The following is a 15,852-nucleotide window of genomic DNA, read 5'->3' as shown; positions in this document are numbered from 1 at the left end:
GCCCGCCAGATTCACACGGACGGATTTTTCGACAGCGGCGGATTGCGCGCGAAGTAGGACCGGATCCCCTTCAGGATCGCATTGGCCAGCTGCTCCTGGTGTGCGTTGTCGTTGAGCTTGCGCTCTTCTTCCGGATTGCTGATGAAGGCCGTCTCGATCAGGATCGACGGAATATCCGGGGCCTTCAGCACCGCAAACCCGGCCTGCTCCACGCTGCCCTTGTGCAGCTTGTTGATGCCACCGATCTCGCCCAGCACGGCCTTGCCGACCTGCAGGCTGTCGTTGATCTGCGCGGTGGTGGACAGGTCCAGCAGCACGCGCGCGACCTGCGCATCCTTGTTGCCCATATTGGCGCCGCCGATCAGGTCGGCTGCGTTTTCCTTGTTGGCCAGCCAGCGTGCCGCGGTACTGGAAGCACCGCGCTCGGACAGCGCGAACACTGACGCGCCGCGCGCCTCTGGCGACAGGAAGGCATCGGCGTGGATCGACACGAACAGGTCGGCCTGCACCCGGCGCGCCTTCTGCACGCGCACGTTCAGCGGCACGAAGAAGTCGGCGTCGCGCGTCATCATCGCGCGCATATTGGGCTGGGCATCGATCTTGGCGCGCAGGCGGTGCGCGATCTGCAGCACCACGTCTTTCTCACGCGAGCCGGCGGCGCCGATCGCGCCCGGGTCTTCGCCGCCGTGGCCGGGATCGATCGCCACGGTCAGCAGGCGGCGCATCTTGAAGGGCCGTTCGGCAGTGGGATTGTCGCGTGCGACCGGCGGCACCACCGGGGCATTGGGGCTCGGCACCGGCGGTGCGGACGGCCTGGGCCGGGCCGAGGCCACCGGCGGCGGCAGCGGCGCGGTGGTGGGCGGCACCTCGCCCTTCTCGTCGAAGCGGCGCACCAGCGCGCCGATCGCGTCTTCCTCGGCACCAGCCGGCGCGCCGGCGATGCCATCGTTGCCCGGCGCCGGATCCGAGGTGGCGAAGCGGCGCTGCTTTTCCTCGGTGTCGCGCACCAGCTTCCACAGCGGATCGGGCGGATTGACCGGGTACAGGTCAAACACCAGCCGGTTGCGGTAGGTGCCGATCGGCGCCAGCGTGAACACCTGCGGCGCCACGTTTTCCTTCAGGTCGAACACCATGCGGACCACGCGCGGGCGGTTCTGGCCGACGCGCACGGTCTGGATATAGGGGTCGTTCGGGGTGATCTTGGCCACCAGCTCGCGCAGCGTGGGCGACAGGTCGAGGCCGTCGATGTCGACCACCAGCCGGTCGGGGTCGCGGATCATCTGGTGCACGGCGGCCAGCGGGGCATCGGATTCGATGGTGACGCGGGTGTAGTCCTCGGCCGGCCACACGCGCACCGCGACGATGCCGGCGCCAAACGCGATCTGCGGGCCGACCAGGGTCAGCACGGCCGTGCCCGCGCCCAGCTTCAGTGCCTGCGCCATCCATTTGCGGCGCGCCTGCAGCAGGCCGTCGGGTCCATCGGGGCGGTCAGTGGCAAGTCGCTTGATCAGCATGCGTTCAGCAGGGTAAGTCCAGTGTGAGTATAGGCGCGCATCGTCGCGATCCGCCGCTCGCCGGCGTCATCCGCCCCGGCCATGTCCGATTGGAGCAACATATGGAGATCCGGTTCCCCGAGCAGGCGGCCGGCCTTCTCCGGCCACTCGACCAGGTTGAAAGCCGGTTCGCCGAAGCAGTCGCGAAAACCCGCGTCGATCCACTCTTCGGGGTCGGCAAAGCGGTACAGGTCGAAGTGGTAGACGGTCAGCGGCGAGCCGTCGGCGCGGGCCACCTCGTAGGGCTCGCACAGCGTGTAGGTGGGGCTGCGGACCTTGCCCGCATGGCCGAGTGCGCGCAGGATCGCGCGCGTCAGCGTGGTCTTGCCGGCGCCCAGGTCGCCGGACAGCTGCACATGCACCGTGTGCGGCGGCATGGCCTGCACGGTGGCGGCCAGCGCGGCGCCCAGGCGCGCGGTGGCGGCTTCGTCGGGCAGCGTCAGGGTGCGTTCTTCGAGCAAGGGCATTGCGTACAATTCAGGGATGATCGACCGAGTCGCCCCAGGGCAGGCAGATGCGCCACCTACCCCCGTTTCCGGCACCCCCGGCCACCTGGCCGCGGGACCCGGGGAACTTGCGGCACTGGCCGCGTCGATCCGCACATGGGGCGCGGAACTGGGCTTTGCCTCCGTGCGCATCGCCGATGTCGACCTCAGTCATGCCGAGCCGGGGCTGATGGCGTGGCTGGCGCAGGGCTACCACGGCGACATGGATTATATGGCGAACCACGGCCTGCGGCGCGCCCGGCCGGCCGAACTGGTGCCCGGCACCGTGCGCGCGATCGTGGCGCGGATGCCTTACATTCCGGCCGCCGGCGCCCAGGCCGGCGCCACAGACTGGCGCCGCCACGAGCTGGCGCGGCTGGACGATCCGGCCACCGCGGTGGTGTCGCTGTATGCGCGCGGACGCGATTATCACAAGGTGCTGCGCAGCCGCCTGCAGCAACTGGCCAGCCGGATCGAAGCCGAAATCGGAAAATTCGGCTACCGCGTCTTTACCGATTCCGCACCCGTCATGGAAGTGGCGCTGGCCAGCCAGGGCGGGCTCGGCTGGCGCGGCAAGCATACGCTGCTGCTGGACCGCGACGGCGGCTCGATGTTCTTCCTGGGCGAGATCCTGGTCGACATCCCGCTGCCGGCGGACGCGCCCGAGTCCGGCCACTGCGGCAACTGCCACCGCTGCCTGGACATCTGCCCCACGCGTGCCATCCTGGCGCCGTACCGGCTGGATGCGCGCCGCTGCATCTCCTACCTGACCATCGAGCACAAGGGCCCGATCCCGGTGGAGTTCCGCGCGCCCATGGGCAACCGCGTCTATGGCTGCGACGACTGCCAGCTCGCCTGCCCGTGGAACAAGTTCGCGCATGTGGCCATGGTGCCGGACTTCGACGTGCGCAACGGGCTGGACGCGCCAGACATGGTGGCGCTGTTCCAGTGGACCGAAGCGGAATTCAACCAGCGGCTCGAAGGCAGCCCGATCCGCCGCATCGGCCATGAGCGCTGGCTGCGCAACCTGGCGGTGGGGCTGGGCAACAGCCTGCGCGCGGCGCGGTCGGGCACGCGCGCCGAAGATGCTGCCCTGGCCGCGCGCATCCGCGCAGCGCTGCTGGAGCGGCGCGAGAGCGCCACGCCGCTGGTGCGCGAGCATATCGACTGGGCCCTTGCCCAGGACGGCCCGCCGCCAGGCGCTAGCTGACCAGCGCCAGCCACAGCGGCGTGGTCACGATCGCCGCCACCGTCATCAGCGAAATCGTCGCTGCCACCATCGGCCCGTTACCGCCCATGCGCACCGCCAGGATATAGGCGCTGGAGGCCGTGGGCAGCGAGGCATACAGCACCACGATCTGGTACTGCAGCGCGGTCAGCGGCAGATGACGCCCCACCAGCCAGGCCACGCACGGCATCGCCAGCAGCTTGACCCCGGTCCACCAGGCCACCGGCCCCGCAGTGCCGGTGGCGCCGCTCATCTGCAGCCCGGCGCCCACCGTCATCAGCCCCAGCGCGGTCGAGGCCGAGCCCAGCCGGTTCAGTGTCATGCCCAGCACCTCGGGCGCATGCAGCCCCATCAGGTTGGTGAGCAGGCCGCCGGCAGTGGCCAGGATCAGCGGGTTGCGCGCCAGCTCCTTCCACAGCGCGGTCTGGCCGTGCCGCGCCAGCGCCCACACCGCCGCCACGTTGCACAGCGGCACCGTGCAGCCGACGATCACCGCCATCAGCGCCAGCCCCTCGGAGCCGCCCAGGCGCGATGCCAGCGCCAGCCCGATATAGGAATTGAAGCGGAACGCGGTCTGCAGGCCCGAGGCAAAGCTCAGCGCGTCCGGGCGCAACACCCATTTAACGGCGTAGCCGCCGGCCATGCCGGTGGCCATCACCAGCAGCGCCAGCCCCAGCATGGCCGAGGTCGAGGAGAAATCCAGCACCGCGGTATTGGTCGACTGCAGCAGCAGCGCCGGGAACAGCACGAAGTAGACCAAGCGCTCCACGCCGCCCCAGAAGGCACGGTCGAACGGGGTATAGCGCACCAGCAGCCAGCCGATGAGGATCAGGCTGAAGTCCGGGACCAGCAGGAGAGCAGAAGACATTTATCGTTGTTGTAGTGGCGGTGGCATGACGCGGCAGCTGCCCTGTGGGCCGTTGCGCGGGATTGCAGCGGCGGCGGCGGGGGTGGATAACGGCAAAAAACCGGAATGTGCAGACTAGGGCAGATACGGATAGGTATTTTTCCAGATTTAGGCCAGCATGGCATGCCAAGTTGTACGCCTGCCGCCATGTTGTCCCGCACCCGGTCCGCGCCGCCGCGCCCGGACACCCACCTCCGAGCCCCCTTCCGCCCTGGTCTGCACCCGGGCCGCTGCCTGCGCCTGGCCGCCGTGCTGGTGGCGCTGTGCGCCGCCACGGCCGCGGGCGCCGTGCCCATGCCGGCGCGCTCGGTGGAGATCGAAGGGATACGTTTTGACGATGCGGCACGCGTGGGCGGCAAGGAACTGCAGCTCAACGGCACCGCCCTGCGCGCGGGCTTCCTGGCCAAGGGCTACGTGGCCGCCCTGTACCTGCAGGAGAGGGCCCGCAACGCGGCCCTGGTGCTGGGCACGCCCGGCACCAAGCGGCTGCAGTTGCGCATGCTGCGCGAGGCCGAACCGCCGGCCCTCATGCGCGCCATCCGCCAGGGCATCCGCAACAACCACAGCGAGCAGCAGATGCAGGAACTGGCCACGCGGCTGGTACAGTTCGAGCGCACCCTGGGCGAGGTCGGCACCGCGCACAAGGGCGACGTGATCAACCTGGATTTTTCCCCGCAGACGGGGACCGTCGTCGCCATCAACGGCACACCTCGCGGCCGGCCGATCCCTGGCGAAGACTTCTACCAGGCCGTGCTGCGGGTCTTCCTGGGCGAGCGCCCGGTCGACGCCGAGGTCAAGCGCGGGCTGCTGGGCGGCTGACACAATTACGCTGCCGGCGCACGGCCCCACCTGTGGCACTGCGACGGTTTTTTTGCTTCCGGGCGGCATCCTGCCCGGATTTCCTGACGGGAGACATGATCTCATGCAAGCTGGCAAACTCGCACTGACCCTGGCCCTGGCCGCCGCCGCCACCGCGGCGCAGGCGCAGAGCTACCCCACCAAGCCGATCCGACTGATCATTCCGTTCGCACCCGGCGGCACCACCGACATCGTCGGCCGCGGCGCCGCGGACCAGATGAGCCGCATCCTGGGCCAGCCCGTAGTGGTGGAGAACCGCGCCGGCGGGGGTGGTTCGATCGGTGCCGACGCGATCGCCAAGGCCGCGCCGGACGGCTACACCATCGGCATCTCCACGGTCTCGACCATGGCCGTGAACCCGGCCTGCAACCCCAAGCTGTCGTACGACCCGATCAAGGACTTCAAGCCCATCACCAACCTGGCCAACGTGGCCAACGTGATCGCCGTGAACCCGAACTTCCCGGCCAAGGACTACAAGGAGTTCCTGGCCGTGCTGAAGGCCAACCCGGGCAAGTATTCGTACGCCTCGTCGGGCACCTGCGGCTTCGGCCACATGCTGGGCGAGCAGTTCAAGGTCTCGACCAAGACCTTCATGGTCCATATCCCGTACCGCGGCGCGGGCCCGGCGCTGAACGACGTGCTGGCCGGCCAGGTGCCGATCATGGTCGACAACCTGCCCTCTTCGATCCCCTACATCAAGGCCGGCAAGCTGCGCCCGATCGTGGTGGCCTGGAACAAGCGCCTGGAATCCATGCCCAACGTGCCGACCTTCGGCGAAATGGGCCTGAAGGAGCCGAACGACCCGGCCTGGTACGGCCTGGTGGCACCGGCCGGCACGCCTGACGACGTCATCAAGAAGCTCAACGAAGCCGCCGTCAAGGCCCTGCAGGACAAAGACTTCCAGCAGCGCCTGCGCACTGCCGGCGCCGAGCCGTCGGGCAACACGCCGGCGCAGCATGCGGCCGAGATCAAGAAGGAATTCGACAAGATGAAGAATCTTGTGAAGGTGCAGAACATCAAGCTGGAGCAATGATCCGGCTGGTGTGACGCCACCCGCAAAGGGCCGCCGCGAGGCGGCCCTTTATTCTTGCCCGCGCCAAAAAGCACTAAAATCCAGCATTCGCCCCAGCCTGACCGCCATGCCCGCCACCTATGACGCCATCCTCACCGCCCCCTTCGGCAAGATCGGGGTGCGCACGGACGGCGCGCGCATCCGGGCCATCGTGTACCTTCCCGAGCACGTCGAGACGCGCGCCCCGGCGGACGCGCTGACGCAACAGCTCGCGCAGCAGCTGGAGGCCTACTACGCCAATCCCGACGCCGCCTTCGACCTGCCGCTAGCCCCGGCCGGCAGCGACTTCCAGCAGCGCGTGTGGCAGGCCATCAGCGCAGTGCCGCGCGGCGCGGTGACCACCTATGGCACCATCGCCGAGGCCATCGGCGCGATGCCGCGCGCCGTGGGCCAGGCCTGCGGGCAGAACCCTTTCCCGATCGTGATCCCCTGCCATCGCGTGGTCTCGGCGCGCGGCATCGGCGGCTTTTCGCACCATGCCGAAGACGGCTTCTACCTCGACGTCAAACGCTGGCTGCTGCGCCATGAGGGCGCCATGCTGATATGAGCGGCGCCGCCCAGCCACCTGACATCGCCACCGCGCCCAGCGACGCCGACGTGGCACTGGTCAGCCGCTTCTGCGACGCGCTGTGGCTGGAAGACGGCCTCTCGCGCAACACCATCGATGCCTACCGGCGCGACCTGACACTGCTGGCGCGCTGGCTGCAGCATGAGCACCGCGGCGAGTTGCTGGGCGCGGACGACGGCGCGCTGTCGGCCTACTTCAACGCGCGCCACACGCAGACCCGCGCCTCGTCGGCCAACCGGCGCCTGGCGGTGTTCCGCCGCTTCTACCAGTGGGCGCTGCGCGAACACCTGGTCGAAGCCGACCCCTGCCTGCTGCTGCGCCCCGCCAAGCAGCCGCCGCGCTACCCCAAGACCCTGACCGAGTCCCAGGTCGACGCGCTGCTCGAAGCGCCCGACACCAACACGCCGCTGGGGCTGCGCGACCGCACCATGCTGGAGCTGATGTACGCCAGCGGGCTGCGCGTGTCGGAGCTCACGCAGATGAAGACCATCGAGATCGGCCTGAACGAAGGCGTGGCGCGCGTGGTCGGCGGCAAGGGCGACAAGGAGCGGCTGGTGCCGTTCGGCCAGCAGGCCGGCGACTGGCTGCGCTGTTACCTGGCCAGTGCGCGCCCCGAGCTGCTGGCCGGGCGCGCCTGCGACGCGCTCTTTGTCACGCAGCGCGGCGAAGGCATGACGCGGCAGGCGTTCTGGCACCTGATCAAGCGCCATGCGCGCGATGCCGGCGTGCACGCGCCGCTGTCGCCGCACACGCTGCGCCACGCCTTTGCCACGCACCTGCTCAACCACGGCGCCGACCTGCGCGTGGTGCAGCTGCTGCTGGGCCACGCCGATATTTCCACCACCCAGATCTATACGCACGTCGCCCGCGAACGCTTGCGCGAGCTGCACCAGCAGCACCATCCGCGCGGCTGAGCAAGCGGGCAGCGACCACTGTCATGAGCAAGACCAGGCACGTATCAGAAACCCCCGCCACGCAGTACCTGCGCAAGCATGGCGTCGCCTTCGGCGAGCATCCGTATGACTATGTCGAGCACGGCGGCACCGGCGAATCGGCGCGCCAGCTGGGCGTTCCCGAGCACGATGTGATCAAGACCCTGATCATGGAAGACGAGCGCGCGCAGCCGCTGGTGGTGCTGATGCACGGCGACTGCTCGGTCTCGACCAAGAACCTGGCGCGCCAGGCCGGCCGCAAGAGCGTGCAGCCGTGCAAGCCCGAGGTGGCGCAGCGCCACAGCGGCTACATGGTGGGCGGCACCTCGCCCTTCGGGACGCGCAAGCGCATGCCGGTCTACGTGGAAGCGACCGTGCTGGAGCTGGCGCGCATCTATATCAACGGCGGGCGCCGCGGCTACCTGGTCAGCCTGGACCCGACGCTGCTGGCCACGCTGGTGGACGCCCAGCCGGTGCAATGCGCACTGCCTGACTGAGCACATGACCGGGCGCCCCCGCGCAAACCGAGGGACGCTTCGATGCCAATCCGGGAAGTCACGGACGTAGCGAGGCCCCTGCCGCGCTACAATCGCGCCAGCCTGAAAACACCCCACTACACATGGCCAATCTGCTTTTCGCCCTTGCCGCCTACCTGATCGGCTCCGTTTCCTTCGCTGTAGTCGTCAGCAAGCTGATGGGATTGCCGGACCCGCACTCCTATGGCTCCGGCAATCCCGGCGCCACCAACGTGCTGCGCACCGGCAACAAGAAGGCCGCCATCCTGACGCTGATCGGCGATGCCCTGAAGGGCTGGCTGGCGGTATGGCTGGCCGCGCGCTTCGGGCCGGCCTACGGGCTGAACGAAACCGGACTGGCCATGGTGGCGCTGGCAGTCTTCCTGGGACACCTGTTCCCGGTGTACCACCGCTTTGCCGGCGGCAAGGGCGTGGCCACTGCGGCCGGGATCCTGCTGGCCATCGACCCGATCCTGGGCCTGGGCACGCTGGCCACGTGGCTGGTCATCGCGTTCTTCTTCCGCTACTCGTCGCTGGCGGCGCTGGTGGCGGCGATCTTCGCGCCGTTCTTCCATGTGCTGATGAACGGCGTGGACGTGATGACGGGGGCGATCTTCGTGATCAGCGTGCTGCTGATTGCGCGGCACCGGCAGAATATTGCGAAGCTGCTGGCCGGCAAGGAAAGTCGGATCGGCGAGAAGAAGAAGGTCTGAAAACAGCCTGGGCAGCCCTGACGCCGGCTCAGGCCTCGGCTGCCCCAAACAGCATCTCCACCCGGAACCCGCCGCCGTCGGCATTCACCAGGTTCAGCTTCCCGCCCGCCTGCCGCACCAGCCGGTCCACGATCGCCAGCCCCAGCCCGGAATGCGCATTGCCGCCCCGAGCCGGGTCCAGCCGCACAAAGGGCAGCGTAGCGCGATCCTTGTCATCCTCGGGAATGCCGGCGCCCTGGTCCTCCACCACCAGCAGGTAACCCTCCGGCGTGCGCGCGGTCGCAATGCACACCGGCGGCTTGCCATAGGCGTAGGCGTTGTCGACCAGGTTGCCGACGATGCGGTCCAGCTGCGTGGCGATCATGCGGAAGCCCTCGCCCGCGCCCAGCGACAGCACCACCTGGCGCTCCTGCTCGGCCAGCGACGCGGCCAGCTCATTGACGCGCCGGTCCACCGGCACCGGCCGCGCGGTCGACTCGCTGGTCTGCGCGAAGCTCAGGAACTGTTCGACGATGGCCGACATGGACTCCACGTCGCGCGTCACCCCCGCGGCGGCCTTGGGATCGGCCAGCATCTCGGCGCGCAGGCGCAGCCGCGCCAGCGGTGTCTTCAGGTCATGCGCGATGCCGGCCAGCATGGTGTTGCGCTCCTGGTCGATGCGCGCCAGGTCGGCCACCATGCGGTTGAAACGCTCGATCAGCTGGCGCAGCTCATGCGGGCCGCGCTCGCGCAACGGCGGCACGGCGTGCTGGCGCGACAGCAGCTCTGCCGCATTGGCCATGTCGCGCACCGGCCGCTGGATCTGCCAGGCGATCAGCACGGCAAAGATGATGGCCACGCCCACCACCAGCATCACGCCCGGCACCAGCCGGTTGTCGGGCGGCGGATTGTGGACCCACAGGATCGGCATGGCGATCCAGCGGGCGCGGCTGGGCAGCTTGATCCAGATGCGCGGCGTGGTTTCGTCCTCCAGCCGGATCTCGGTGCCCTGCGGCAGCCTGCCGATGAACTGCTCGACCAGCCGGCGCGAGCGCCCGCCCTTGGGCACGGTGGCATGCTCTTCGGCGTCGGCCGTGTTGGCCGTCTCCACCAGGCTGGGCAGCTTCGCCGGCGGACGCGCGTCGAGCGCGCGCTCGATGCTGTCGAGCTGGAACAGCATCTGCTCGACGGAATAGTCCACCTGCTGCTGGCGGCGGTCCATGCGCAGGATGGCCAGCCATGAGAAATGGCTGATCACAAGCACGGCGGCGATCAGCAGCGCAATGCGGCCGAACAGGGTGTCGATACGTCGCAACTTCATCGCAAAGCAGGATCTGGTGGCAAGCGGCGCCAGGGGGCGGGCGCCGCGGCCATTATTCGGGGAGCCCCGCGGACATCTCTTCCGCTTCGTCGGGCACGAAGGTATAGCCGCGTCCGCGCACCGTCTGGATATAGCGCGGGCGCTGCGCGTCTTCATCGAGCAGCCGGCGCAGGCGCCAGATCTGCACGTCGATGCCGCGGTCGCTAATGCCGCTGGCGCTGCCGTACATCAGTTCGACGATGCGCTCGCGCGACAGCACTTCGAGCGGATGCATCAGCAGCAGCTTGAGCAGCGCAAACTCGGTATCGCTGATCGACAGCGTCTGGCCGGCACGGGTCAGCGTGCGCTGGCGGAAATTGACGCGGAACGGGCCGAAGGCGACCGATTCGCGGTCTTCGGGCGCCGCCGCCGGGCGCGCCAGCTTGCGCCGCAGTACGGCATTGATGCGCGCCAGCAGTTCGCGCGGCGAAAACGGCTTGCCAAGGTAATCGTCGGCGCCGATCTCAAGCCCGACGATGCGGTCGATCTCGTCGCTGCGGGCCGTGAGCAGGATCACCGGGATATCGTCGTTCTTGGCGCGCAGGTTGCGCAGCGCGGTCAGGCCGTCGACCTTGGGCATCATCAGGTCCAGCACGATCAGCGCGGGGCGCTCGCGCTCCAGGCGCGCCTGCAGGCCGTCGCCGTCATGCATCACCGAGACGGCAAAACCCTGCTGGGTCAGGTACTCGCGCAGCAGGTCGCGAAGTTCGGGATCGTCGTCGACGACGAGGATCTGGGTAGGCTGGTTCGTTCGCATAGGCACATGATAGTCAGCCCCGGCGCCACACATGCCGGTTTGGCCGGGCGGTTTTGTTTCCGGAGGTTACACCCGGGGCGCTGGTAATCCGCTGTAATAAAAGCGCCGGGCGCCGAAATACGGGCGTCCGGGCCCGCACATTATCCTTGCGGCATGACGTGCCACTGGCGCCGCCGCATTGCGCGCCACACGGCACTTGCCGGCCTGCCGGCCACCCCGCGGCGTGCCCTCCCACGCGGCAGGCCGGCGCCCGTGGCGTTGCGGCATACTGCTGCATCGTCACTTGCCAGACCGAACATTGCCGGCGCGCCGCGCGCGCCGCCCCCAGGATTTGCGTACATGTCCAACCCCGAACAAGGCCAGCCTACCCCCACCCCGACCCCGTCTTCGCGTCCGCCCGAGGGCACTCCGCCGCGGCGCACCGGCCGGCGCCGGCTGACCGCCGGCGTGCTGGTGCTGCTGCTCGTGGGGGGCGCCTGGTACTGGTATGCCCATCGCGGCCAGGCGCCGCAGGAGGCGACCGGGGCGGCAGGCGCGCAGCGGGGTGCCAGCGGCCCGGGCGCGCGGGGTGGCGCCGGTGGCCCCGGCATGCCGCGCTCGCCCGTGGTGGTCGCCACCGTGGCCAAGCGCGATATGGACGTGGTGCTCAATGGCCTGGGCAATGTGACCCCGGTGTCCAACGTCACCGTGCGCGCGCAGGTGTCCGGCCCGCTGCTCAAGGTGCTGTTCAAGGAAGGCCAGATGGTCAGGGCCGGCGACGTGCTGGCCGAGATCGACCCGCGCCCGTTCCAGGCCGCGCTGGACCAGGCCGTGGGCCAGCTGGCGCGCGACCAGGCGCTGCTGCAGAACGCCAGGCTGGACCAGCAGCGCTACCGCACCCTGCTGGGCCAGGATTCGATCTCCAAGCAGCAGGTCGATACCCAGGACGCGCTGGTGCGCCAGTACGAGGGCGTGGTCAAGACCGACCAGGGCAATGTCGCCAACGCGCGCCTGCAGCTGGGCTACACCAGGATCGTGGCGCCGGTGTCGGGCCGCATCGGCCTGCGCCAGGTCGACCCGGGCAATATCGTCAATACCGGCGACACCAACGGCATCGCGCTGATCACGCAGATCCAGCCGATTGCCGTGATGTACACCATCCCCGAGGACAACCTGCCCTCGGTGCTGAAGAAGCTCAACGCCGGCGAAAAGCTGCCGGTGCAGGCCTGGGACCGCCAGGTGCGCAACCAGCTGGGCGAAGGCACGCTGCTGACCACCGACAACCAGATCGACACCACCACCGGCACGGTCAAGCTCAAGGCGGTCTTCCCCAATGAAGACGGCATGCTGTTCCCCAACCAGTTCGTCAACGTGCGCACGCGCGTCGATACCCTCAGGGACGCCACCGTGATCCCGGTGGCCGCAATCCAGCGCGGCCAGCAGGGCACCTTTGTCTACACCGTGGACGAGGCCAGCAAGGTCAAGGTGCAGGTGGTCACGCTCGGCCCGGGCGACGGCAGCCGCAACGCCGTGCTCAAGGGCCTGGAGCCCGGCCAGCGCGTGGTGGTGGACGGCGCCGACCGCCTCAAGGAAGGCATGACGGTGGAGGCCGTCGATCCGGCCGCGCGCGCCGCCGCGGTGGTGCCGGCCAGCCAGCCGCGCGGGCGCGGCCGACGCAACCGGGACGGCGGCGGTGCCAGCGGCGCGCACGCCGACGCCAGCGGGGCCGCAGCCTCCGGCGCGGCCGGCGAACATCGCCGCCACCGCGACGCCGGCGCCAGCGCCCCGCCCGCCAGCGGCGCGCAGCAGTAAGGACACCGCATGAACCCCTCACGCCTCTTCATCGAGCGCCCGGTCGCCACGGCGCTGCTGATGCTGGCCATCCTGCTGTCCGGGCTGGTGGCGTACCGGCTGCTGCCGCTGTCGGCGCTGCCCGAGGTCGACTACCCGACCATCCAGGTCACCACGCTTTACCCCGGTGCCAGCCCCGACGTGATGACCTCGTCGGTAACAGCGCCACTGGAGCGCCAGTTCGGCCAGATGCCGGGCCTGAAGCAGATGTCGTCGTCCTCGTCGGGCGGCGCCTCGGTGATCACGCTGCAGTTCGAGCTGACGCTGCCGCTGGACGTGGCCGAGCAGGAGGTGCAGGCCGCCATCAACGCCGGCAGCAACCTGCTGCCATCCGACCTGCCGATGCCGCCGGTCTACAGCAAGGTCAACCCGGCCGACGCGCCGATCATGACCATCGCCATGACCTCGGACACCATGCCGCTGCCCAAGCTGCAGGACATGGTCGACACGCGCGTGGCGCAGAAAATCTCGCAGATCCAGGGCGTGGGCCTGGTCACCATCAGCGGCGGTCAGCGCCCCGCGGTGCGCATCCAGGCCAACCCGACCGCGCTGGCCTCGCTGGGCATGTCGATCGACGACTTGCGCACCGCCATCGGCGCCTCCAACGTGAACGGCGCCAAGGGCAGCTTCGATGGCCCGGCACGCGCCTCCACCATCGATGCCAACGACCAGCTGCGCTCGGCCGACGAATATCGCCAGATCATCCTGGGCTACAAGAACGGCGCGCCGATCCGCATCACCGACGTGGCCGAGATCGTCGACGGCCCCGAGAACAGCCGCCTGGCGGCCTGGGCCAATGACAAGCCCGCGATCGTGCTGAACATCCAGCGCCAGCCGGGCGCCAACGTGATCGAAGTGGTGGACCGCATCAAGGCGCTGCTGCCGCAGCTGCAGAACGCGCTGCCGGCCTCGGTCCACGTGCAGCTACTGACCGACCGCACCACCACCATCCGCGCCTCGGTCGAGGATGTGCAGTTCGAGCTGCTGCTGGCGATCGCGCTGGTGGTGCTGGTGATCTTCCTGTTCCTGCGCAATATACCGGCGACCATCATCCCGGGCGTGGCGGTGCCGCTGTCGCTGGTGGGCACCTTCGGCGTGATGTACCTGGCCGGGTTCTCGATCAACAACCTGACGCTGATGGCACTGACCATCGCCACCGGCTTCGTGGTCGACGATGCGATCGTGATGATCGAGAACATCATGCGCTACATCGAGAAAGGCGATTCGCCGATGGCGGCGGCGCTCAAGGGTTCCAAGCAGATTGGCTTCACCATCATCTCGCTGACCTTCTCGCTGGTGGCAGTGCTGATCCCGCTGCTGTTCATGGGCGATGTGGTGGGGCGCCTGTTCCGCGAGTTCGCGATCACGCTGGCAGTGTCGATCCTGATCTCGGCGGTGGTATCGCTGACGCTCACGCCGATGATGTGCGCGCGCCTGCTGCACCACGTGCCGGAAGAGAAGCTGTCGCGCTTTCACCGCGCCAGCGGCCGCTTCTTCGACAACGTGATCGACCGCTACGGCCGCGCGCTGGAGTGGGTGCTGGACCGCCAGAAGGCCACGCTGGTGGTGGCCGTGGCCACGCTGGTGCTGACCGTGCTGCTGTACCTGCTGGTACCCAAGGGCTTCTTCCCGGTGCAGGACACCGGCGTTATCCAGGGTATTACGGAAGCCGCCCAGACCACCTCGTTCGACGCCATGGCGCGCCGGCAGCAGGCCGTGGCCAAGGTGGTGATGCAGGACCCGGCCGTGGCAAGCCTGTCGTCGTTTATCGGCGTGGACGGCACCAACACCACGCTCAACGCCGGGCGCATGCTGATCAACCTCAAGCCCAAGGGCGAACGCGATCCGATCGAGGTGGTCACACAGCGGCTGCAGCAGGCGGTGCATGACCTCGGCGGCGTGTCGCTGTTCACGCAGCCGGTGCAGGACCTGACCATCGAGGACAAGGTCTCGCGCACGCAGTACCAGTTCACCGTGGAGGATCCGGATCCCGAGACGCTGGCAACATGGGTGCCAAAACTGGTGGAACGCCTGCGCCAGGAACCCGAGCTGCGCGATGTCACCAGCGACCAGCAGAACAACGGCCTGCGCGCCTATGTCGATATCGACCGCGACGCCGCGGCGCGCTTCGGCATCACCACCGCGGTGATCGACAGCGCGCTGTACAGCGCCTTCGGCCAGCGGCTGGTGTCGACCATCTTCACGCAGGCGAGCCAGTACCGCGTGGTGCTGGAGACCATGCCGGAATTCCGCAAGAACCCGCAGTCGCTGGCCGACCTGCGCCTGCCCTCCTCTTCCGGCGGGCAAGTGCCGCTCGGCTCGTTTGCGCGCATCACGGAGCGCACCGGCCCGCTGGTGGTCAACCACCAGGGCCAGTTCCCGGCGGCGACGATCTCGTTCAACCTCGCGCACGGCGAATCGCTGGGCGCCGCGGTCGACAAGATCACCAAGGTGGAACACGAACTGGGCCTGCCGATCTCGATGCAGACCAGCTTCCAGGGCGCCGCGCTGGCCTTCCGCGCGTCGCTGTCGAACACGCTGTGGCTGATCCTGGCCGCGGTGGTGACGATGTATATTGTGCTGGGCGTGCTGTATGAAAGCACCATCCACCCGGTCACCATCCTGTCGACACTGCCGTCTGCCGGCGTGGGCGCGCTGCTGGCGCTGCTGGTGGCGGGCCAGGACCTGGGCATCATCGCGATCATCGGCATCATCCTGCTGATCGGCATCGTCAAGAAGAACGCGATCATGATGATCGACTTCGCGCTCGAGGCTGAGCGCGAGGGCGGCATGAAACCGCGCGACGCGATCTTCCAGGCCTGCCTGCTGCGCTTCCGCCCGATCCTGATGACCACCATGGCGGCCCTGCTGGCGGCGCTACCGCTGATGCTGGGCTCGGGCATCGGCAGCGAGCTGCGCCGGCCGCTGGGCGTGACCATGGTGGGCGGCCTGCTGGTCAGCCAGGTGCTGACGCTGTTCACCACGCCGGTGATCTACCTGGCCTTCGACCGCATCGCCACGCGCGTGAAGGGTTGGCGCAAGCGGCGCTTCGGCGATCCGGAGGAAGGCGGTACCGGCGAGGAGCCGGTGTAACG

The 15,852-nt window shown here is 68.7% G+C and carries 14 protein-coding genes; 9 read left to right on the top strand and 5 right to left on the bottom strand.

What is annotated here, in order from left to right; genetic code table 11:
- Positions 1-11: 11 nt before the first annotated feature.
- On the bottom strand, positions 12-1,514 hold the full coding sequence (locus tag KB879_RS03385; protein WP_013955675.1) for an N-acetylmuramoyl-L-alanine amidase: 1,503 nt from the start codon (positions 1,512-1,514) through the stop codon (positions 12-14).
- Positions 1,508-2,020: a tRNA (adenosine(37)-N6)-threonylcarbamoyltransferase complex ATPase subunit type 1 TsaE gene (gene tsaE, locus KB879_RS03380; RefSeq protein WP_153955658.1), complete on the bottom strand. Its 513-nt coding sequence runs from the start codon at positions 2,018-2,020 to the stop codon at positions 1,508-1,510. Before tsaE ends, KB879_RS03385 begins: the two co-directional genes overlap by 7 nt.
- 16 nt (positions 2,021-2,036) lie before the next feature.
- On the opposite strand from tsaE, the gene queG reads away from it, so the two are divergent.
- Positions 2,037-3,248, top strand: coding sequence for a tRNA epoxyqueuosine(34) reductase QueG (queG, locus tag KB879_RS03375; RefSeq protein WP_041227760.1), 1,212 nt, complete (start codon positions 2,037-2,039; stop codon positions 3,246-3,248).
- On the opposite strand, the gene KB879_RS03370 is transcribed toward queG, so the two are convergent.
- Positions 3,241-4,134 carry an AEC family transporter gene (locus tag KB879_RS03370; RefSeq protein WP_010812244.1) on the bottom strand — a complete coding sequence of 298 codons (894 nt, stop codon included), beginning with the start codon at positions 4,132-4,134 and terminating at the stop codon, positions 3,241-3,243. The two genes, queG and KB879_RS03370, sit on opposite strands and share 8 nt — an antisense overlap.
- A gap of 186 nt (positions 4,135-4,320) precedes the next feature.
- Here KB879_RS03370 and KB879_RS03365 point away from each other — a divergent pair, with 186 nt between their 5' ends.
- From KB879_RS03365 to plsY, 6 genes are all read left to right on the top strand, one after another.
- Positions 4,321-4,992, top strand: coding sequence for a chalcone isomerase family protein (locus KB879_RS03365; RefSeq protein WP_228772607.1), 672 nt, complete (start codon positions 4,321-4,323; stop codon positions 4,990-4,992).
- A gap of 103 nt (positions 4,993-5,095) precedes the next feature.
- Complete coding sequence (locus KB879_RS03360) at positions 5,096-6,064, top strand: tripartite tricarboxylate transporter substrate binding protein BugE (protein ID WP_013955671.1); 969 nt, start codon at positions 5,096-5,098, stop codon at positions 6,062-6,064.
- Positions 6,065-6,170: 106 nt separating this feature from the next.
- The gene (locus KB879_RS03355) at positions 6,171-6,650 is read left to right on the top strand and encodes a methylated-DNA--[protein]-cysteine S-methyltransferase (RefSeq protein ID WP_013955670.1); all 480 of its coding nucleotides are present in this window, start codon (positions 6,171-6,173) and stop codon (positions 6,648-6,650) included.
- A complete protein-coding gene (xerD, locus tag KB879_RS03350; RefSeq protein ID WP_153955657.1) occupies positions 6,647-7,585 on the top strand; it encodes a site-specific tyrosine recombinase XerD in 939 nt (312 codons plus the stop codon). Before KB879_RS03355 ends, xerD begins: the two co-directional genes overlap by 4 nt.
- Positions 7,586-7,608: 23 nt before the next feature.
- On the top strand, positions 7,609-8,100 hold the full coding sequence (locus KB879_RS03345) for an aminoacyl-tRNA deacylase (RefSeq protein ID WP_153955656.1): 492 nt from the start codon (positions 7,609-7,611) through the stop codon (positions 8,098-8,100).
- Positions 8,101-8,222: 122 nt separating this feature from the next.
- On the top strand, positions 8,223-8,831 hold the full coding sequence (gene plsY / locus KB879_RS03340; protein WP_013955667.1) for a glycerol-3-phosphate 1-O-acyltransferase PlsY: 609 nt from the start codon (positions 8,223-8,225) through the stop codon (positions 8,829-8,831).
- 28 nt (positions 8,832-8,859) lie between these two features.
- Here the strand turns inward: plsY and KB879_RS03335 are convergent, their stop codons facing one another.
- Entirely contained in the window at positions 8,860-10,131 is a 1,272-nt protein-coding gene (locus KB879_RS03335) for an ATP-binding protein (protein WP_013955666.1), read from the bottom strand.
- Positions 10,132-10,183: 52 nt separating this feature from the next.
- Positions 10,184-10,927 (bottom strand): response regulator, encoded by a 744-nt coding sequence (locus KB879_RS03330; RefSeq protein WP_013955665.1) that lies wholly within the window; start codon positions 10,925-10,927, stop codon positions 10,184-10,186.
- 339 nt (positions 10,928-11,266) lie between these two features.
- Between KB879_RS03330 and KB879_RS03325 the strand changes: the two genes are divergently transcribed.
- Both KB879_RS03325 and KB879_RS03320 read left to right on the top strand, forming a co-directional pair.
- The gene (locus KB879_RS03325; RefSeq protein WP_153955654.1) at positions 11,267-12,718 is read left to right on the top strand and encodes an MdtA/MuxA family multidrug efflux RND transporter periplasmic adaptor subunit; all 1,452 of its coding nucleotides are present in this window, start codon (positions 11,267-11,269) and stop codon (positions 12,716-12,718) included.
- A gap of 9 nt (positions 12,719-12,727) precedes the next feature.
- Complete coding sequence (locus tag KB879_RS03320) at positions 12,728-15,850, top strand: MdtB/MuxB family multidrug efflux RND transporter permease subunit (protein WP_211980753.1); 3,123 nt, start codon at positions 12,728-12,730, stop codon at positions 15,848-15,850.
- Positions 15,851-15,852 lie beyond the last annotated feature (2 nt).

The organism is Cupriavidus sp. KK10, from assembly GCF_018223725.1.
Classification (GTDB): Bacteria; Pseudomonadota; Gammaproteobacteria; order Burkholderiales; family Burkholderiaceae; genus Cupriavidus; species Cupriavidus necator.
Note: the sequence above shows the minus strand (reverse complement) of the source record. Positions and strands in the feature narration are given on the sequence as shown.